This window comes from Pantoea sp. NGS-ED-1003 (genome assembly GCF_000738765.1).
Taxonomy (GTDB): Bacteria; Pseudomonadota; Gammaproteobacteria; order Enterobacterales; family Enterobacteriaceae; genus Pantoea; species Pantoea septica.
The window spans coordinates 210,096-228,689 of record NZ_JPQA01000001.1; the positions used below are offsets into that span (position 1 = coordinate 210,096).

Here is an 18,594-nt window from a genome sequence, read left to right on the forward strand (position 1 = left end):
ATGGACGATCGTCAACCTGTTTCCCTTGCCCGCCGCGCGCTGAGCTACCTCATCTGTTATCTGGTGGCCGTGCAGCCGATGCTCCCCGCCGTGGCGGCGCAGATTACGCCGGTCACGCCCGGCACCCGGATGGATGCCGCGGGCAACGGCGTGCCGGTGGTCAATATCGCCACGCCGAACGGCGCAGGCGTTTCGCATAACCAGTACCAGCAGTACAACGTCGGGCAGGAAGGACTGATCCTCAATAATGCCACCGGCCAGCTTAATCAGACGCAGCTGGGCGGCCTGATCCAGAACAACCCCAACCTGAAAGCCGGGCAGGAAGCGCGGGCGATCATCAACGAAGTCACGGGCGCGAACCGCTCGCAGCTGCAGGGCTACACCGAAGTGGCGGGAAAAGCCGCCAACGTGATGGTCGCCAACCCGTACGGCATTACCTGCAACGGCTGCGGCTTTATCAACACGCCGAACGTCACGCTCACCACCGGCAGGCCGCAGCTGGATGCGAACGGCAACCTCGCCGCGCTGGAGGTAAGCAAAGGCGCGGTGATCGTCGAGGGCAAGGGTCTGGACGGCAGCAGCGCGGACGCGGTGTCGATCGTCGCGCGCGCCACGGAAATCAATGCCGGCATTCATGCGAAAGATCTCTCGGTGACGGTGGGCGCGAACCGCGTCGGCGCAGATGGCTCGGTCACGCCGATCGCCGGCGAGGGGGCCGCCCCGTCGGTGGCGGTAGATACCGGCGCGCTGGGCGGCATGTACGCCAACCGTATTCGCCTTGTCTCCAGCGAAAAGGGCGTGGGGGTCAACCTCGGCAACCTGGTGGCGAAACAGGGCGATATCCAGCTCGACAGCAGCGGACAGCTGACGCTGAATACCAGCCTGAGCAGCGGGTCGCTGACGGCAAAAGGCGCGTCGGTCGCGCTAGGCGGCGATAACAAAGCGGCCGGGCAGGTTGCCGTCAACGCACAGCAGGATGTCGCCATCGGGCCAGGCGCGCTGGTGAGCGATGCCGGCATCGCCGTGTCGGCCAGCGGCAATCTCACCACGCAAGGCGCCAGCCTGACGGCGGGGCGGGATATCCTCTTAAGCGGCGGCACGCTGTCGGCAGACCAGGCCAGCCGGGGAAATGCGGGCGAGACGATTCAGCTGCAGGCGGCTAAGCAGCTGAGCAATGCCGGGCAATTTACCGCTGGCAAAACGCTCTCTGCCACCGCGCAGCAGCTCGATAACCGCGGTTCACTTGCCGCAGCGGCCACGACGCTGGGCGCGGGCACCTTAACCAACCACAGCGGCGCGACCCTTGCCGGTACCGGCAGCCTGGCGGTGCGCAGCGATTATCTGCTCAACCAGGGCGTGCTCTCCGCGCCTGCGCTGACCCTCGACAGTGCGCAAACCGACAACAGCGGGCTGCTGCAGGGCGCGGATGCGCTCAGCTTCAGCGGCAGTCAGTTCAATAACCTGGCGGGCGGCACCCTCAGCTCAAATAACGGCTTCTCACTCAATTTCCAGACTCTGGACAACGGCGGCCTGATCAGCAGCGGCGCGATAGTGACGCTGGGCGGCCGCAGCCTGACCAATCGGGGTGAAATCAACGCCGCGAACCTGACGGCGCTCAATGAGACGATCGGCAACAGCCAGGGCGGATCGCTGCTCGCGGAGCACCGCCTGCAGCTAAACAACAACGCGCTGGACAACAGCGGAAAAATCGCCGCCGAACAGCTGGCCATTAACAGCGCCGCGCTGAGCAACAGTGGGACGCTGCAGGCGAAGCAGACGCTGGAGACGCAGGGCCAGCAGCTCGACAACCGCGGAACGGTGCTGAGCGACGGGCAGCTAACCCTCAATGCCGACACGCTCAGCAACGCAGGCGCGCTGCAGGGACAGCAGATAACCGTCATCGCCAACAGCGGGCTGAACAGCGGCAAGGTGCTGAGCCTGGGGGATGCGTCGTTTACGCTAGGGCATCTCGATAACCGCGGCAGCCTTCTCAGCCAGCAGGCGCTGCGGCTGAGCAGCGGGGAAACCGACAACAACGGGCTGATTCAGGGCACCCGAGCGCTCAGCCTGACGGGACAACGTCTCACTAACCTGGCGCAAGGCACGGTCAGCTCTGAGAACAGCTTTGGGCTGAATCTGCCCGAGCTGAACAACCTGGGCCTGATCACCAGCGGCGGCACCCTGACGCTGGCCGGCGCCAGCCTGATCAACGGCGGCGAGATCAACGCGGCGGATATCGTTGCCAGCAACGACAGTTTCAGCAACCAGCAGGAAGCGCGGCTGCTGGCGGATAACGCCCTGCAGCTAAACAACGCCAGGCTAGCTAACAGCGGAGAGATCGCCGCCAGCCAGCTGAATATTGACGGCGGAACCCTGGACAACAGCGGCACCCTACAGGGCAAGCAGACGCTGCTCGCCGCAGGCCAGCAGCTCAGCAACAGCGGCACTCTGCTGAGCGGCGGGGAGCTGAAGCTGAATGCTGGTCAGCTGGAAAACAGCGGCCTGATGCAGGGCGAGCGGTTGAACCTGACGGCCGCCGACTGGCAAAACCGCGGCAATGCGCTCAGCGTCGGCGACGCGCAGCTTAAGGCTGACAGCCTGAACAACAGCGGCAAGATCCTGGGACAGCAGGGCGTGCAGCTGCAGGCGGGCAAAACAGACAACAGCGGCTGGCTGCTGGCGCAGGTGCTGACGTTGCAGAGCGATCTGGTGAACAGCGGGCTGATGCAGGGCACGGACGCGCTGACGCTCCAGGGCAACCAGCTCAGCAACCAGGCGGGCGGTCAGCTTCTCAGCGCCGGTACGCTGGCGGTGCAGGGCGATAATCTGGTTAACCAGGGCAGCCTGCAGGGCGATCGGCTCGATCTGCGGGTAAACCGCTGGCAGAACCCGGGCAGCGCGCGCGCTGCCTCGCAGCTCACCGCAGCGGTCAGCGGCCTGCTGGATAACGGCGGCGCGCTGCTGAGTGAAAAGCGTTTTGACCTGACAAGCGGCGAGACGCGCAATGCCGGTACGCTGGCGGCGGACCAGCTTAATGTTACGGCAGCGAATCTCTCCAGCGCAGGTCTGCTGCAGGGCAACAGCGCGCTCACTCTCAAAAGTGCGACCATTACCAACGCGATCGGCGGCCAGCTTATCAGCGGCTCCTCGCTGTCGCTCTCGCCAGCGACGCTGACCAACGCCGGACTGCTACAGGTCTCAGGCGACTTCGACTTAAACGGACGCGACTTCAGCAACAGCGGACGGGTCACGGCGGACAACGTCACCACCCGTCTGACCGGCACGTTCAGCAATGGCGACGCCGGGGTGCTGCTGGCGCGTCAGCAGGCGACGCTGCAGGCCGCGACGCTGGACAACGCCGGCACGCTGGCCGCGCAGCAGCTCGCTGCGTCAGGCGATACGCTGACTAATCGCGGTCTTGTGCAGGGCGACGCGGCGCTTTCGGCCGGTTTTGGTCAGTTCAACAACCTGAGCGCGGGCACGCTGCTGAGCGGCGGCGATCTCGGCCTGCAGGCAAACAGCGGCAACAACGCTGGCGCGATGCAGGGCAGCGATCTGCACTATCAGTTCGGCGCGCTGACTAACAGCGGCACGATAAACGGCATCGCGACGCTGACCGGCACTACGGCCGGACTGCTCGACAACAGCGGCACGATGGTGACAAAAGGCAGCGCCAGCCTGACCGCAGGCCGTCTTGACAACCGCGGCAGGCTGATGGCGGATAGCCTGGCGCTGCGCGGCGATACGCTCAGCAACGGCGGGCTATGGCAAGGCAGCACGCTGCTGGACGCGCAGGCGACGGACGCCGTCACGCAGACATCGTCCGGTAAGGCCCTGAGCGGCGGCGATCTGCTGCTCAGTGCGCGCGATCTGAACAGCGACGGCACGCTGCAGGGCAATCGCGTACAGATCGACGCTGAGAGCTGGCAGCATCAGGGCTCGCTACTGAGCAGCGGCAATCTTACGGCGTCGATCAGCGGCGCGCTGCGCAACGGCGGCGAGGTGATGTCGCAGGGCGCTTCGCTGATTACCGCGCAGGATGCCGAAAACAGCGGCTCGCTGCTGGCAGAAAAAGCGATGATGCTGCGGGGCGGCGTGCTCAACAACGGCGGCACCGTGCAGGGCGAGACGCTGACCATTACGCCCGCCAGTGTTACCAATCAGGGCAGCCTGATCGGTCTGCAGTCGCTGACGCTGGGCCCGGCCGCAGCGGCTCGCGGCCTGCGCCTGCTGGCGGTACAGGCTCAGCCAGCGCGCGTCTTGATCAATAACCCCGGCGGGCAGCTGCTGACGCAGGGCACGCTAAGCATTACCGGCGATACCGTCACCAATAACGGAACGTGGCAGGGGCAGCAAATTCTGCTGAACGCCGCGAGCCTCGCCAACGGCGGCGCGATCCAGAGCGCCGACACCATGCAGCTCAGCCTGCGCGACCGGCTCTCATCCTCGGCGGGCAGTAAAATTACCGCGAACGGCGTCGCCGCGCTCAGTGCGCTCAGCCTCAGCAATCAGGGACAGTGGATAGCGAAAAACCTGACGCTGAACGGCACCACGTTAGACAACAGCGGTGAAGTCTCTGGCGTAAACGGGCTGACGGTGATACTCGGCGACGCGCTGACGCAGCAGCAGAACGGCTCGCTGCTGAGCGGCGGCCGGCTGGCGCTGCAGGCCGCCGCCATCACCAACGCCGGACGGGTGCAGGGTGCGGATCTGGCCATGACCACCGGGGCCGTCGCCAACAGCGGGCGCCTGCAGGGCGACAACAACCTGCTGCTCACCGCCAGCGGCCGCGTGACCAATGAGGGCAGCGGCACGCTGCTCAGCCAGGGCGGACTGACGCTCACCACGCCGGAACTCTATAACTACGGCCTGATTCAGGGCGCCAACAGCCGCCTCACCGCTAACAATTCGGCAACCAATACGGGCAGAGTGCTGTTGGCCGGCGAGCTGACGCTAAACGCGCCGCAGCTGACCAACAGCGGCTGGCTGCAGGCGACGCAGCTGACGCTGAATGCGGCGAATGCCAGCAACAGCGGCACGCTGCTGGCCGACGGGCAGGGCACGCTGACCGGCGCGCAGCTGCAAAATCAGGGCACCGCGCAGGGCGGCAGCCTGACGGTGAACTACGCGCAGCTCACCAACAGTGGAACGCTGCTGGGCGTCAGTCAGCTTAACGTGAAGGCGTCGCAGGTGACGCAGCAGGCGACCGGCAGACTCTTCAGCGGCGGCAACCTGCTGCTGGAGAGCGGCGGCTTCGATCAGCTGGGTCAGGTGGTGGCGCTCGGCGACGCCGCCCTGAACCTGATTAACGGCTTTACCGCCCGCAACACGCTGGCGGCGGGCAATCGGCTCAGCATCAGCAGCAACGGCGCGATCGATAATCAGGGCACCCTGCAGGGCCAGGCGCTGACGCTGAGCGCGGGCGGCGATTTGACCAATAACGGCCAGCTCACCACCGGAACCGGCGACAGCAGCCTGAGCGGCAACCGCATCGCCTTGAACGGCAGCGGCACGTTACAGGGCGGCGGCAACGTCAGCCTGAACAGCCGCAGCGACATCGCTGTCGATGGCTTTACCGGTACGCTGGGCAGTCTGACCCTTAGCTCGCCAGGCAGCATCGTCAACGCTGCGCTGCTTTATGCCGGGCAAAACCTGACGCTCTACGCGAACAGCATCCGCAACCAGCGCGGGGATATGCTGGCGGGCAACAGCCTGTGGATGCAGGGCGATGCGGCGGGAAATGCTAACAGGGAGGTGATCAATACGTCGGGCACCATTGAGTCGCAGAATGGCGATATCAATATCAGGACCGGGCATCTGCTGAATACGCGGGATGGGCTAAGAACTCATGATGAGGTCACTCAGTTAGCTACTCCGTCATGGGCGAATGGTACCAATGTCAGGATCCCGTTTACGTGGTTTAAGTCCAGTGATTACAGCCAATACGTTAGTGGCAGCCAACATCATCATGGACATGGTGATGACTGGGATACCTATACATACAGCTACAGACCCAACGCTGATGTTCAGGTGCAAAAGGTGGCGTATCAGTCGATTGCCGTGACCGCCACTGCCAACGGAGGAGCAGGACGTATTGCGGCAGGCAGGGATCTGAATGTACAGGCCGCGCAGATGGACAATTCCGCGTCCACTCTGCTTGCCCGTAACAATATGGCGCTGTCAGGCGATCAGCTGAATAACCAGAGCTGGACGGATGGCACGACAACGGTTTACCAGATCTACCGTTATAACGGTGGCGCGTCCTCAAGCTCATTTGGCTACACGCTTGATGGCAGCCCGGTATATGAAACGACCGGCAGTGGTAACGTCTACCGTAGCGTCATTCAGGCGGGGAATACCATCAATGCTGACTTCAGTCAGAACATCAGTAACACCTCCACCGATCCGCATGTTAGCGGAAGCGTAAACACGCTTAACGCACCGGTATTAAACACGCTGACTCAGCAGACGATAGGTGGAACGGCTCAGAAGCAATCACTTGGCACAGCAGACAAAGTCGCGGTGAACTCCCCTGCGTGGAAAGACCAGGTCCAGAACGCACTTTTACAGATCAGCGGCGCTGGTGCGCTGGCAGCGGAAAGCAATGATACTACAGCTCTTGCTGACAGGTCCGTCAGCCAGAAAGGCCGCGTCGGTTTTGGTGTGTCAAATGCCCTGAAAGATGCCGGGTCTGATGCCAAAGGAACCACGCTGAAAAACTTTCAGGGTAGAGCGGTTGATATTAGCGCGTATCCGATACCAGTCAGTGACAACGGCTATTTCGTTGTTTCCACCAGTTCCTCAAGTCCTTATCTCATCACGGTCAACCCGAAGCTGGATGGGATGGGTCAGTTGGACACTCGTCTGTTTAGCGATCTCAATACGCTGCTGGGAAAACAGCCTGGCAGCGCGCCAAAGGAAAATCGTCAGCAGTATACGGATGCGAATGCTTTCCTTGGCTCTTCATACCTGCTCGACCGCCTCAATCTGAAACCTGAGCGAGACTATCGATTCCTCGGCGATGCGGCTTTTGATACCCGTTACGTCAGCAATGTGGTGCTAAACCAGACCGGCAGCCAGTATCTGAATGGCATCGGGTCGGACCTGGAACAGATGCAGTATTTGATGGATAACGCCGCGGCGGCTAAACAGTCGCTGGGGCTGCAGTTTGGCGTATCACTTTCCGCCGATCAGATTGCCTCTCTCGACCATAGCATTCTGTGGTGGGAGTCGACGACCATTAACGGCGAAACCGTCATGGTGCCTAAACTTTACCTTTCAGCTAAAGATACAGCCGTTAATAACGGTAGCGTGATTGCCGCTAAAAATGTCAACGTGACCGCCGGCTCATTAACTAACAGCGGCAGTACGCTGCTGGCATCAGACAGCCTGTCTCTCGATAGCCAGAACAGTATCAGTAACCTGAATGATGGGCTTGTGAAAGCGGGTAACAGCCTGAATCTCAGCGCAATTGGTGATATCAACAATGTCAGCAGCGTCCTTCAGGGCAAAACCGTCGCACTGGAAACGCTGAATGGCAGCATCAACAACATCACATTGTCTAATCCGCTTGGGATAGTCAGTAATAGCCTGAAAAACGTTCAGACTGGCAGCATTGCCGCCATCACTGCAGACCAATCCTTAACACTCAATGCGGGTAAAGATATTACGCTTGAAGGAGCATCCCTCTCCTCAGGCAGCAATCTGTTAATGAGCGCCTGGGGCGACATTGCCCTGAATGCCAACCAGCTAGCCACAACATCCGGCAGTGGTTATAAGCCAGTTCAGAACGACAAAGTTTCCTATCAGGGAAGCCGGGTCAGTGCTGGCGGTAACCTTCTTATTGAGGCCGGACACGATGTGGCGATTACGGCCAGTGATGTTAGTGCCAAAGGCAATGCCACCCTCAGCGCGGCAAACAATCTGCAGCTTAACGCCGCGCAAACCAGTGAGAGCAGCAAGCAGAGCAAGGGGAACAAGGAAACGCACAGCTCTGGTTCAGATCGCACGACAATTTCTTCGGGTGGGGATCTGGTGCTGGCTGCAGGTCAGGATCTCACCAGCCAGGCAGCAGCAATTGTTGCAGACGGCGATGTCGGGCTGCAGGCCGGACGCAATATCAACCTGAACGCGGAAGAGAGCCGAACCGGCAACAGCGAACGCGGCAGCAAGAAAACCGTTATTAATGAAACGGTACGTCAGCAGGGCACTGAGATTGTCAGCGGCGGCAGCGCTACGCTGGTGGCTGGAAATGATATTACCAGCCAGGCAAGCACTCTCACTGCGAACAACGATCTGGCGCTGCAGGCTGGTCATGACGTGAACATCACGACCGCCACGGAGAGCGATTACGCTTACAAAGAAGAGACGAAAACCAAAAAAGGGCTGTTCAGCAAAAAGACCACCCACACCATCAGCGAAGAGAGCGCCACCGCTGAGAAAGCCTCGCAGCTGAGCGGCGATCGCGTTTCAATCATCGCGGGCAATGACCTGACGGTGAAAGGATCCTCAGTGATTGGCGAAGGCGATGTGGGCCTGAAAGCCGGGAACGATCTCACCATCGCGGCGGCTACCGATACCCAAACCAGCTATCGCCTGAGCGAAACCAAAAAGAGCGGCATGTTCAGCGGCGGCGGCATTGGCGTGACCTTTGGCAGCGCCTCCTCGAAACAGCAGCTGAAGCAGGACGGTACCACCCAGAGCCAGAGCGCCAGCACCATCGGCAGCACCGGCGGCAACGTGACGCTGATTGCCGGTCACGATGCGCGCGTGGCGGGTTCCGACGTGATCGCGAAGCAGGATATCAGCCTTGTTGGCGGATCGGTTACTATCGATCCGGGCAACGACACGCTGACGCGACGTCAGAGCTATGAGCAGAAGCAGAGCGGCCTGACGCTTCAGCTCACCAGCCCCATCACCGACGCGCTGCTGAGCCTGGGCTCGCAGGCGAAAGAGGCCAGCCAGGCAGGGGACGATCGCCTGAAGGCGCTTAACGCCGTGAAAATGCTGGAAAGCGGCTGGGCGATGTCAGGCGCGGCCAAAGATTCTGCGTTGGCGCTGGCAAATGGCAAAATCGACGATGTCGGCATTAAAATCGCGCTTAACGTTGGGTCCAGCAAGAGCAAATCCTCATCGGAATATAGCAGCAATACCGTCAGCGGCAGTTCGCTCAGCGGGGGCGGTAGCGTCGCCGTCGTTGCCATCGGCGCGAACGGCGCCAGCGGCGATCTGACGCTGGCAGGCAGCGCTATCACTGGCAAAGACGTGACGCTGGCCGCCGCGCACGACCTGAACCTGGTCGCCGCCAGCAACCATACCGAACAGCAGAGCAGCAACAAATCATCCGGCTGGAGCGCTGGTGTGCATGCCGCCATCGGTAAGCAAACCGGCTTCGGCGTACAGGCCAGCGGCTATATGGCCAGCGGCGGTGAGAACGGCGACAGCACGACCCACGTCAACAGCCGCGTTAACGCGAAGGATAAACTGACGCTCAGCAGCGGCAACGACATGCTGCTCTCCGGCGCGCAGGCGCTGGGCGACAGCATCAGCGTCAACGCAGGCAATAACCTCACGCTCACCAGCCTGCAGGACATCGATAACTATCAGAGCAAACAGCAGAGCGCCAGCGGCGGCTTCAGCTTCACCTGGGGCACGGGCGGTTCGGCCGGGCTGAGCCTCAGCAAAAGCAAGATAAACAGCGAGTACGCCAGCGTTGGCGACCAGAGCGGGCTGTTTGCGGGCGACGGCGGCTATGACATCTTTGTCGGCAACCATACACAGCTTAACGGCGCGGTCATCGCCTCCACTGCGGATGCGGCGAATAACCGCCTGTCTACCGGCACGCTGGGCTGGGACAGCATTGATAATCACGCCTCCTACAGCGCCAGCAGCGCTTCCTTCGGCATCAGCGGCGGCTATGACAGCGAGAATGCGCCGGGCCAGCAGTTTGCGGGCGGCGCGCTACCGACCTTTGTGAACATGAGCGGCAGCGCCTCCGGCACCACGCGCTCGGCGGTGGCGGACGGTACGATCACGGTGCGCGACGCTCAGCATCAGACGCAGGACGTGACGGGCCTCAGCCGCGACACGGAAAACGCCAACGGCCACATCGACAAGATTTTCGACAAGGAGAAAGTCAACAACCAGATGGCGTTTGCGCAGGGCGTCCAGCAGCTGGCAGGAAACGTTGTCGGCGACGTGAAAGCGTGGAAGCTGGATGCGGCCGCCAAAGAGACCTCAGAGCGCCTGCTTAAAGAGCATCCTGACTATGCCCGCCTCACGCAGACCCAGCTCAGCGCAATCGTGCAGAGCGACCCGGGCTACAAAGCGGCGGCGGCGCAGTGGGGCACGGGCGGCACCTATTCGATGGCGATGACCGCGGTGGCGGGCGCGCTGGGCGGGCTGAGCGCCAGCAATCTGGGTGCCGCAGCGGGCGGCGCGATGGCGCCGTACCTCGCTAACGCCATCAAGAAAGCCACGACAAGCTATGACGCCCAGGGTAACCCGCACACCGACGTGCTGGCGAACACTATGGCGCACGCGGTCGCAGGCGCGGTGCTGGCGCAGATAGCGGGCGGCAGCGCGGCGGCAGGCGCAGCGGGTGCGGCAGGCGGAGAGCTGGCGGCGAAAGCCATCGTGAAGGTGATGTATCCGGACACGGACATCCGCGAACTGACGGAGAGCCAGAAGCAGACGGTGAGCGCGCTGAGCCAGATGGCGGCAGGGCTGGCGGGTGGGATCGCATCGGATTCGACGCTGGGAGGCGGGACCGGGGCGGGGGCCGGGAAGAATGCGGTTGAGAATAATACGCTGAGTCCGTCAAAGAATGATGCCCTGAATAAAGCTCTCGAAGATCAGAAAGCCGGCAAGAACCTGCTGGAGGCCTCTCGGAATATTGTCACACTAACCAATGAAGACAAAGCAAGTAATGTTCTTCTGGATAAGTATCAAAAAGGCCAACTGAATGAGGTAGAAAAGCAGCAACTTGCCGGACTGCTCAATCAATATGGATATGAACTTCAGACAATGTTTGGTTACTCAGAGCAGCAGGCAGCAGAAGCAATTCAGGCGCTTGTTAAAGGTGGGGCCTTTGTAGCATCGGCTGCGGATGCTAAAGCCTACAATGAGGCGCTAGGGTATTTGAAAGCTTACAGTATACAGTCAGGTCAGGCAGCAGTAGGAACAGATGCGCTACTGGTTCTTCCTGGTGTTCCGGGTGCATTGGTACGGGGTACGCTGGTTGCTGGCGGGTCCCATCAGGTTGGTACTGGTGTAGGTCAGATAGCCGATGGCAACTATATGGATGGTGGTCTGAATGTAGGTCTGGGCACAGCAGCGATATTTGGAGGGATGTCTGGACAGGGTACTATCTCCAAAGTAGATAAGGGGACACCATCGGCGGGCAGTCCTTCAGTTTGGCAAGAAAATGGTCAATCAATAGGAAAAAACATATTCCCGGATAATAACACTAACATTAGCCCAGAAAACCGGAAGTATGTTGATATCCTTTCGCCAGAGGCGAAGCAGCATATTTTATACGGGGAGAATATGAACAGTGGCGGGCATTTATACCCAGGTAATCCAGGAAAGACTATTTATCCACCGACATGGTCAGCCGATAAAATCGTTCATGTTGTTGGGAACATTGCAACCTCTCCAGATACTCAATGGTATGCTCAAACTGGCACTGGAAGCTTTTATACAAAAGCAGGACAGCCAGCCAGGTGGGTTGCATGGGAAGTTCGTGATGATGTACGTATGCGAGTAGTCTACGAACCAGCGAGTGGTAAGATCATCACTGCATTCCCAGATAAAAATCCAGCACCACCAAAGTTGAAGCCAATAAAGTAAGGAAATTAAGTATGGATATTAATGAACAGATTAGAATATTCGGAGAGGGACTGAAAGGTCGTATAGACCCAATAGTCATTGATTTTGATTTAGAATATATAGAGCATTCGGAAAGCATCCTTGCTTTTGAAACATTATGTGATCATATTGCTGACTATGGCATACTCATAACAAAAAATGAATATAAAAAAATACTTGATATTGCAAATGAACTGCGCTTGGAAATAAATAACAGGTATTTATATATAAATCCTGAAAAATGACGTTGAGGATAATTCGTTATCAGGCAAACAGACACGTCGGACGGTGAAGCAATCGAAATATATCTCTTGCTAGTTGAATAGCATATAAATAAACCGGGTGATTACTTATGGGAAGTAAGAATGATTTTTATCAGGAAGTGGAAACATCCTATGGCGGCAAAGAAAAAAATAAGGAATATGCAGGTAAAAAGGGCGATGTGATGAGAGCAAATTAGGAGGATGAGATACTATATGGGTACTCAATAAAGCTTTATGATGAGTAGCATCTGTTATCTTTTGGTAAAGATGAAGTCATCCCCACAGGTAAGCAACTCACTCAATACTTTTTTATTAAGCTTTAGGCAAAACGGATCCCAATCTTCAATGGCTTGTTTTTTTAATTGTTATCTGACCAGTAACCCTCCCTTCTTTCCAGCCTGACCATAGCCCAGAAAAACCAAAATGCCGAATTCATGAATAACTAAGTTAAGGGAAGGTCTGGAGAGCGGATAATATCTTTCATTGATAAAAGTATTATTAAATCTTGTGAGAATCAAAGGAGTGCGTGGGTGATATATGTAGTATAACTGATTTTAATAAAAGGCTTATATATGTGTGTCTGGCATGAAATCGATAAAGGGGATTAAGAAGTAATGATAAGATTCGAACTGGGTGGATATTATTTAGACAGTGGTGGGCGTGTGCAGTTGCCTCTAATTTTACAGCCATCAATTCCTCAGTTGATGAATTATCTAAGCATACTAGAGGGCCATAATGGAGTCCTTGTTCTTGAAAATGATCAAGAGGATAAATATGTGCCTTATAAATTGGTGTTGTATTCTGAGCATGGTATCTACATGGTCTTACTTGAAACAAGCATTGAAGACGGTGATATAGATGTTAGGACTTTTTATGACAAAGGTTGCTCTAGAGAGCTTATACCAATTCTTGGGGAATCCTTTTCAAAAGCATCAACAGTTAAAAATTTTTCCCATGTGATAAAAGCATTTAAGGAGTTTTATGAAACTGGTAATGTTAATAGAGGGTTGCTAAATTGAAGCTTCAGAACTTCATTCATTAATAAATTTTATATATAATCTGGGGAGATTTACCTTAAGCCAGCTGGGCGAGCAATTGTCCAGCTTATAACATAATTTTAATCTTCTATTTTATGTCTGCATCAAAACTAACAATCTTTTATTATTCAATATCGCTTCAGCTGCATGTGGAATGATTGCTGAAAAAAACTCTTTTCCCGAGTTTAATCCTGTGTATGTCAAGTTTTTGTCTAAGTCATATTCTAAATTATGGATTCACATATGATAAACCTCCCGGCATAACTTCTAAGGTAGACCTTAGTTTAGCTAAGTGTGAATGGTTGTCACCAGATGATGGGCAATGGCTAAGATTGAGGCAGCCAACGGTTATTGGCTGAAACGTCAGCAAGTAATTTGCCTCTCACTAGCATCAGATCTACATGGCCATGCCAAATACTTCTTCCCCTACCGCAACGCATACCACTCTTTATGCTTCAGCGGATTCATCGCCGCGCCAATAATATCGGAAACCACGTTCACCAGAATCACCAGACCGCCAACCACCATCACGCCGGCGGAAATCGCCGCATAATCCTGCTGACGAATCGCATTAATTAGCCACCGGCCCAGACCAGGCCAGTTGAACACCATCTCGGTGATCATCGCCAGCGTCAGCATGGTGGAAAACTGCAGGCCCAGACGCGGGATCACCGGCGGCAGCGCATTATGCAGAACGTGACGGCGGATCACGGTAAAACGCGACAGCCCGCGCGTGGCGGCCGCCTTCACGTAGTTCTTATCCATCACCTCGCTGGTGCTGGCGCGCAGCAGGCGGATCACTTCGGTAGCGGGGGCGACCGCCAGCACAATCACCGGCAGGATCATATGCGTCATTACGCTGACCAGCATCTCGTGACGCCACGGCGACGGGCTCAGCCAGGCGTCCACCAGCGCAAGACCGGTAATATTTTGCACCGGATAGAGCAGGTCAAACCGGCCGGACACCGGCAGCCAGCCGAGCGTCAGCGAGAAAAACAGCGTAAACAGCAGCGCCAGCCAGAATACCGGCATCGAAAAGCCGAGCAGCGCCAGCGCGCTAATCACCTTGTCCTGCCACTTATTACGCGTCACGCCGGCGCAGATGCCGAGCGGAATCCCGGTCAGCAGCGCCAGCACAAACGCTAGCACGCACAGCTCCAGCGTGGCGGGGAACACTTCGCGCAGCTGCAGGCCAATCTCCTGACCATTGGTGCTGGAGACGCCGAAATCAAACTGCAGCATGCCGCTGAACCAGAACCACCATGCATCGAACAGCGAAGCGCCTTCCAGCGGCGCGTTGGGCGTGAAGTAGCTCAGGCTAAAGCCCACCAGCGACAGCAGAAACAGAGTAATCACCAGCAATAACAGGCGACGCAACATATAGATGATCACTTACGGCTCCTCGCGCTCATCACGGTAGACTCCGGCAAAAGAGGCGTTGCCGAACGGACTTAACACCAGGCCTTTAATATCGTGGCGGTAGGCCTGCAACCGCAGCGAAGAGGCGAGCGGCAGCACCGGCAGATCGCGTGCCAGCATCTGCTGCGCCAGGTGATAGTTCTCAATGCGGCCCGCCAGCTGCTGCGACAGCAGCGCCTTCTGCAGAGCTTCGTCGAAGCCGGGCGAGCACCAGTGCGCATAATTGGTCTGCGAGCGAATCGCCGCGCAGCTCAGCAGCGGGCGGAAAAAACTGTCGGGATCGTTACTGTCGGTCGCCCAGCCGGTGAGGGTGAGATCGTGGTTCATCGCCATCAGCTGCGCTTCCTGAAAGCGGCCCTCTACCGGTGCGATGCTCACCTTGACGCCTACCTGCGCCAGATCGGCCTGCAGCAACTCCGCCGTTTTCAGCGGGCTGGGGTTCCAGGCCTGCGAGGCGGAGGGCACCACCAGGCGCAGATGAAGATCGGTAATGCCCAGCGACGCCAGCATCTCGCGCGCTTTTTTCGGGTCATACTCGGTGACGCGCGCTTCGCTATCGTAAGCCCATGATGCGCGCGGCAGCACCGAGGCGGCGGTTTCCGCCGTACCGTAGTAGATCGACTCCATCAAGCGTTCGTTATTGATCGCCAGCGCCAGCGCGTGGCGCACTTCCGGACGGTCCAGCGGCGCTTTGCGGGTGTTGAACGCCAGATAGGCGATGTTCATGCCGGGGCGCAGCGTCATGCGTAGGCGAGGATCGTCGCGCAGGATAGAGATCTGACTGGCGGCGGGATAGGCGAGCACGTCGCACTCTCCCGTCAGCAGCTTGGACAGGCGGCCCGTTCCGCCTGCGCCCATATCGATCACCGCCTGCTGCAGGCGCGGCACGCCTTTCCAGTAGGCGGGATTACGCGCCAGCCGAATATACTGTCCGGCGCGATATTCGCTGAGCTGGTAAGGACCCGTACCCACTGGCTGGCGATCGAGCTCTTCCTGGCGGCCGCTGCGGGTCAGCTGATCGGCATATTCTGCCGACAGCACTGGCGCGTAGTGGGTCGCCAGATGCCAGAGAAACGAGGCGTCCGGGCTGTTGAGCCGGATTTCAACCGTATTACCATCGAGCTTTTTAACACTCTGCACCGAATCGGCGAACTGCAGGCTGTCGAAATAGGGGTAATTGCCGCCATTAACGTTGTGCCACGGATGGTGGCGATCGAACATGCGGGCAAAGCTGAATACCACGTCGTCGGCGTTCATTGCGCGAGTCGGCGTAAACCAGGAAGTGCGCTGAAAAGAAACCTTGCTACGCAGGTGGAAGCGGTAGGTCGCGCCGTTATCGCGCACTTCCCAGGAGGAGGCCAGATCTGGCACCAGACGATAGGTATAGGGATCGACATCCAGCAAACGATCGTAAAGCTGCGCGGCGAGGGTATCGACGGCCAGGCCGCTGCTCGCCATCTGCGGATTGAAGGTATTCAGCGTGCCGTTGACGCAGTAGACGAAGCCGCTGTGGCGAATATCGCGACTCTCTGCCGACCAGGCAGACGCGCTGAATACGCTGAGAATAAGCATCAGCGACGGGATTAATTTTGACATAGAACTCAACGGTGTTCGGGCAATAGGCTGAGTGTATCGCAAAGGCGGCGATGTCCCAAAATATGGTGACGCGGCTGGGGGGGTTTTCGCCAGAGAGCAGAAAATAGACACACCCTTGCTGTGGTAATGAGAAAAATTCTCAATTAGAGCTTTACAAGTGAGAACAAGAATGATTATTATTTCATTGCGCTTCAGCGGTGGCTCTACCGGTGAAGAGCACGACATTGCTCACATTGCTTCCAGTATTGTTGCCCGCGCAAGCGGGCTTTTTTTTGCCTTCGCACTGGCTGCGTTACGCGACTTCAGACATCTGGGGAAGTACGCTCAGGGGGACAGCGCACAAGCAGAGAAATAGAAGGGCAGGCGCATGTACGACCACATCGGACTGAAAAAGACGCAAGCAAACCCCGCATGAACAGCTTACGTATTGATAGCAATCTGCCGGCTACGGCGTTGCAAGAAACAAACGCTGCCAACAGGAGAAAATGTCGGCAGCAACTATGAATCAATTAGCCACTCTGGAATAAGGATAATGCTTTTAATAGTTCCAGGCACCACTACGCCTGGAGAGTTTAGAATCGGAGCATACCTGTCTTTCAGCTTTCACTCGTCTGCTCCAGTCCTTTGATCAGGGAAGCGAAGGCTGCAACCGCTTCAGTCTCCTTTAATCGCCCACGAGTAAGCGCAACGGACAGCGCCTCTCCCGCGCCGACCAGGCCGATGCAACGTTGTAGTAACTCCTGCGGCGACATATGTAGATGTGGTGTCAGAACTGTCACAAACATTGCGACACAATTGTCCAGGAGTTCCTGGAAAACCACCGCCTTCTCTTCGCTCCCTGCCAGCGCCGCACCTACTGCATGAAACTCGTCCGTTTTGTCCGCGGCGCAGTGAATATAAGCACTCGCCAGTACTTGTACGGTTTCCTGCAGGTTTCGGGGGGTCGTGCTTATGGCCTCAGTGAACCTCCTGATCCGTTCCATATCAATCCATCTGTACAGCTCAATCAGTAACGCCGAGCGAGTCGGAAAGTGATCATAAACCACGGGTTTAGAGACACCGGCACGTACAGCCAAATGTCCCAGAGTCAGTCGATCTGCATTTTCCTCTCGCACGATCATCAGCGCGGTGTCGAGGAGTTGCTGTCGCCGTTCTGCCTTCGATAATCTCCGTGCAGGCGACCTGGCTAACGAAGCGTTTTGTTCTCTCATTATATTTTTCTCATACAACCTACTAAAAGTAGCTTATGCTCGCAAGTGGTGCTACCTTTCCTACTATTGGTAGCTTATCACGTAAATAAGGAACCACGCTTATGTCATTTGACCCTGTGTTACTACTGGGCGGCTCCGGAGCAATTGGCCGTCAGACTGCTCGGGCAATCCACGCGACTTATCCTCACCTTCCTTTGCTGATAGGCAGTCGAGATCTTTCCAGAGCGCAGAACGCAGCGAAAGAAATGGGTGGCGCGCAAGGGGTAGTCATCGATACCGCATGCGCAGATCTCGGCCTCGGCGAGCAAAAAATCAGCGCGGTGGTCGTTCTCTATAAAGACCATTCTCTCGCTGCACTCCGTTTTGCTCAATCCCGTGGCGTATCACATCTCAGTATTTCTTCTGGTGTGTTCGAGATTGCTCCGGAAATTGCTAACTTTATGAATGCCCCGCATGCGGCGGCAGTGGTGCTTGGCTATGAGTGGTTGGTAGGTGCCACGACAGTTCCTACGCTTCATCTGAGCAAGGCGTTCAGCCGGGTACATAAAATCCGTATTGGGGCGTTAGTCGATGAAGAGGATGTCGGCGGCCCAGCGGTCGCCGCTGATTTCGAACATCTGAATCACTTGATGCCTGCAGCGCTCACGCGCCGGGCCGGCGTCTATATATGGCGGGAGGGCAATAATGCCAGGACTACATTCTCATCAGTCGACGGCACCGAAATAGACGCTACCGGTTTCTCGTCGATTGACGTTGCTGGACTGGCATCAGCAACTGGCGCGCATAGTGTCCAGTTTGACCTGGGCACGGGTGTCAGTTCGAGTCGGCGTAACGGCGGAAAATTCTCGACCGAAATCATTATTGAAATTTCGGGGCTGGATCTGGCTGGACAAGCTCTTCATACCCGACATGCGGTAGTACATCCGGGTGGCGCAGCACCCTTGACAGGTATTGGAATTGCCTTGCTTCTTGAGCGACTGGTCGGCCTGGATGGAAAGCCACCGGTTGCGCCAGGCCTCTATTTCCCTTATCAGATTCTGGAAACGTCGCACTATTTAGCCCGGCTTGCGGAAGAAGGAGGGCAGCTTATGGAACTGTCGTTTCCATCCGTGTCAGGAACAGAGCAATAACTGAAAAACTTATCCCGCACCTGCGTTTCCTGAATATTTTTCCTGTGAACGTAACGATCTAATATCGGGG

8 protein-coding genes are annotated in these 18,594 nt (G+C 57.2%); 5 read left to right on the top strand and 3 right to left on the bottom strand.

From position 1 onward, the window contains the following. From JS46_RS01005 to JS46_RS24005, 3 genes are all read left to right on the top strand, one after another. Complete coding sequence (locus tag JS46_RS01005; RefSeq protein ID WP_051905532.1) at positions 1 to 11,850, top strand: hemagglutinin repeat-containing protein; 11,850 nt, start codon at positions 1 to 3, stop codon at positions 11,848 to 11,850. A gap of 11 nt (positions 11,851 to 11,861) precedes the next feature. Next, on the top strand, positions 11,862 to 12,113 hold the full coding sequence (locus tag JS46_RS01010) for a MafI family immunity protein (RefSeq protein WP_033746931.1): 252 nt from the start codon (positions 11,862 to 11,864) through the stop codon (positions 12,111 to 12,113). Between the two features lie 632 nt (positions 12,114 to 12,745). Beyond that, positions 12,746 to 13,150 carry a hypothetical protein gene (locus JS46_RS24005; protein WP_152560651.1) on the top strand — a complete coding sequence of 135 codons (405 nt, stop codon included), beginning with the start codon at positions 12,746 to 12,748 and terminating at the stop codon, positions 13,148 to 13,150. A gap of 444 nt (positions 13,151 to 13,594) precedes the next feature. On the opposite strand, the gene sapB is transcribed toward JS46_RS24005, so the two are convergent. After that, positions 13,595 to 14,560, bottom strand: a complete 966-nt coding sequence (sapB, locus tag JS46_RS01015) for a putrescine export ABC transporter permease SapB (RefSeq protein WP_033746932.1) — start codon at positions 14,558 to 14,560, stop codon at positions 13,595 to 13,597. Further along, positions 14,561 to 16,183, bottom strand: a complete 1,623-nt coding sequence (gene sapA / locus JS46_RS01020) for an ABC transporter substrate-binding protein SapA (RefSeq protein WP_033746933.1) — start codon at positions 16,181 to 16,183, stop codon at positions 14,561 to 14,563. 169 nt (positions 16,184 to 16,352) lie between these two features. On the opposite strand from sapA, the gene JS46_RS01025 reads away from it, so the two are divergent. Further along, positions 16,353 to 16,538: a hypothetical protein gene (locus tag JS46_RS01025; RefSeq protein ID WP_033746934.1), complete on the top strand. Its 186-nt coding sequence runs from the start codon at positions 16,353 to 16,355 to the stop codon at positions 16,536 to 16,538. Between the two features lie 241 nt (positions 16,539 to 16,779). Here the strand turns inward: JS46_RS01025 and JS46_RS01030 are convergent, their stop codons facing one another. Further along, positions 16,780 to 17,394 carry a TetR/AcrR family transcriptional regulator gene (locus tag JS46_RS01030; protein WP_072010378.1) on the bottom strand — a complete coding sequence of 205 codons (615 nt, stop codon included), beginning with the start codon at positions 17,392 to 17,394 and terminating at the stop codon, positions 16,780 to 16,782. Between the two features lie 101 nt (positions 17,395 to 17,495). Here JS46_RS01030 and JS46_RS01035 point away from each other — a divergent pair, with 101 nt between their 5' ends. Further along, a complete protein-coding gene (locus JS46_RS01035) occupies positions 17,496 to 18,524 on the top strand; it encodes a saccharopine dehydrogenase (protein WP_033746936.1) in 1,029 nt (342 codons plus the stop codon). The last annotated feature ends 70 nt before the right edge of the window (positions 18,525 to 18,594 follow it).

What these genes read in the sequence shown, in the direction of transcription:
- JS46_RS01005 (WP_051905532.1), top strand. Translation starts at nt 1, where the DNA reads ATGGACGATCGTCAACCTGTTTCCCTTGCCCGCCGCGCGCTGAGCTAC.
- JS46_RS01010 (WP_033746931.1), top strand. Translation starts at nt 11,862, where the DNA reads ATGGATATTAATGAACAGATTAGAATATTCGGAGAGGGACTGAAAGGT.
- JS46_RS24005 (WP_152560651.1), top strand. Translation starts at nt 12,746, where the DNA reads ATGATAAGATTCGAACTGGGTGGATATTATTTAGACAGTGGTGGGCGT.
- sapA (WP_033746933.1), bottom strand. Translation starts at nt 16,183, where the DNA reads ATGTCAAAATTAATCCCGTCGCTGATGCTTATTCTCAGCGTATTCAGC.
- JS46_RS01025 (WP_033746934.1), top strand. Translation starts at nt 16,353, where the DNA reads ATGATTATTATTTCATTGCGCTTCAGCGGTGGCTCTACCGGTGAAGAG.
- JS46_RS01030 (WP_072010378.1), bottom strand. Translation starts at nt 17,394, where the DNA reads ATGAGAGAACAAAACGCTTCGTTAGCCAGGTCGCCTGCACGGAGATTA.
- JS46_RS01035 (WP_033746936.1), top strand. Translation starts at nt 17,496, where the DNA reads ATGTCATTTGACCCTGTGTTACTACTGGGCGGCTCCGGAGCAATTGGC.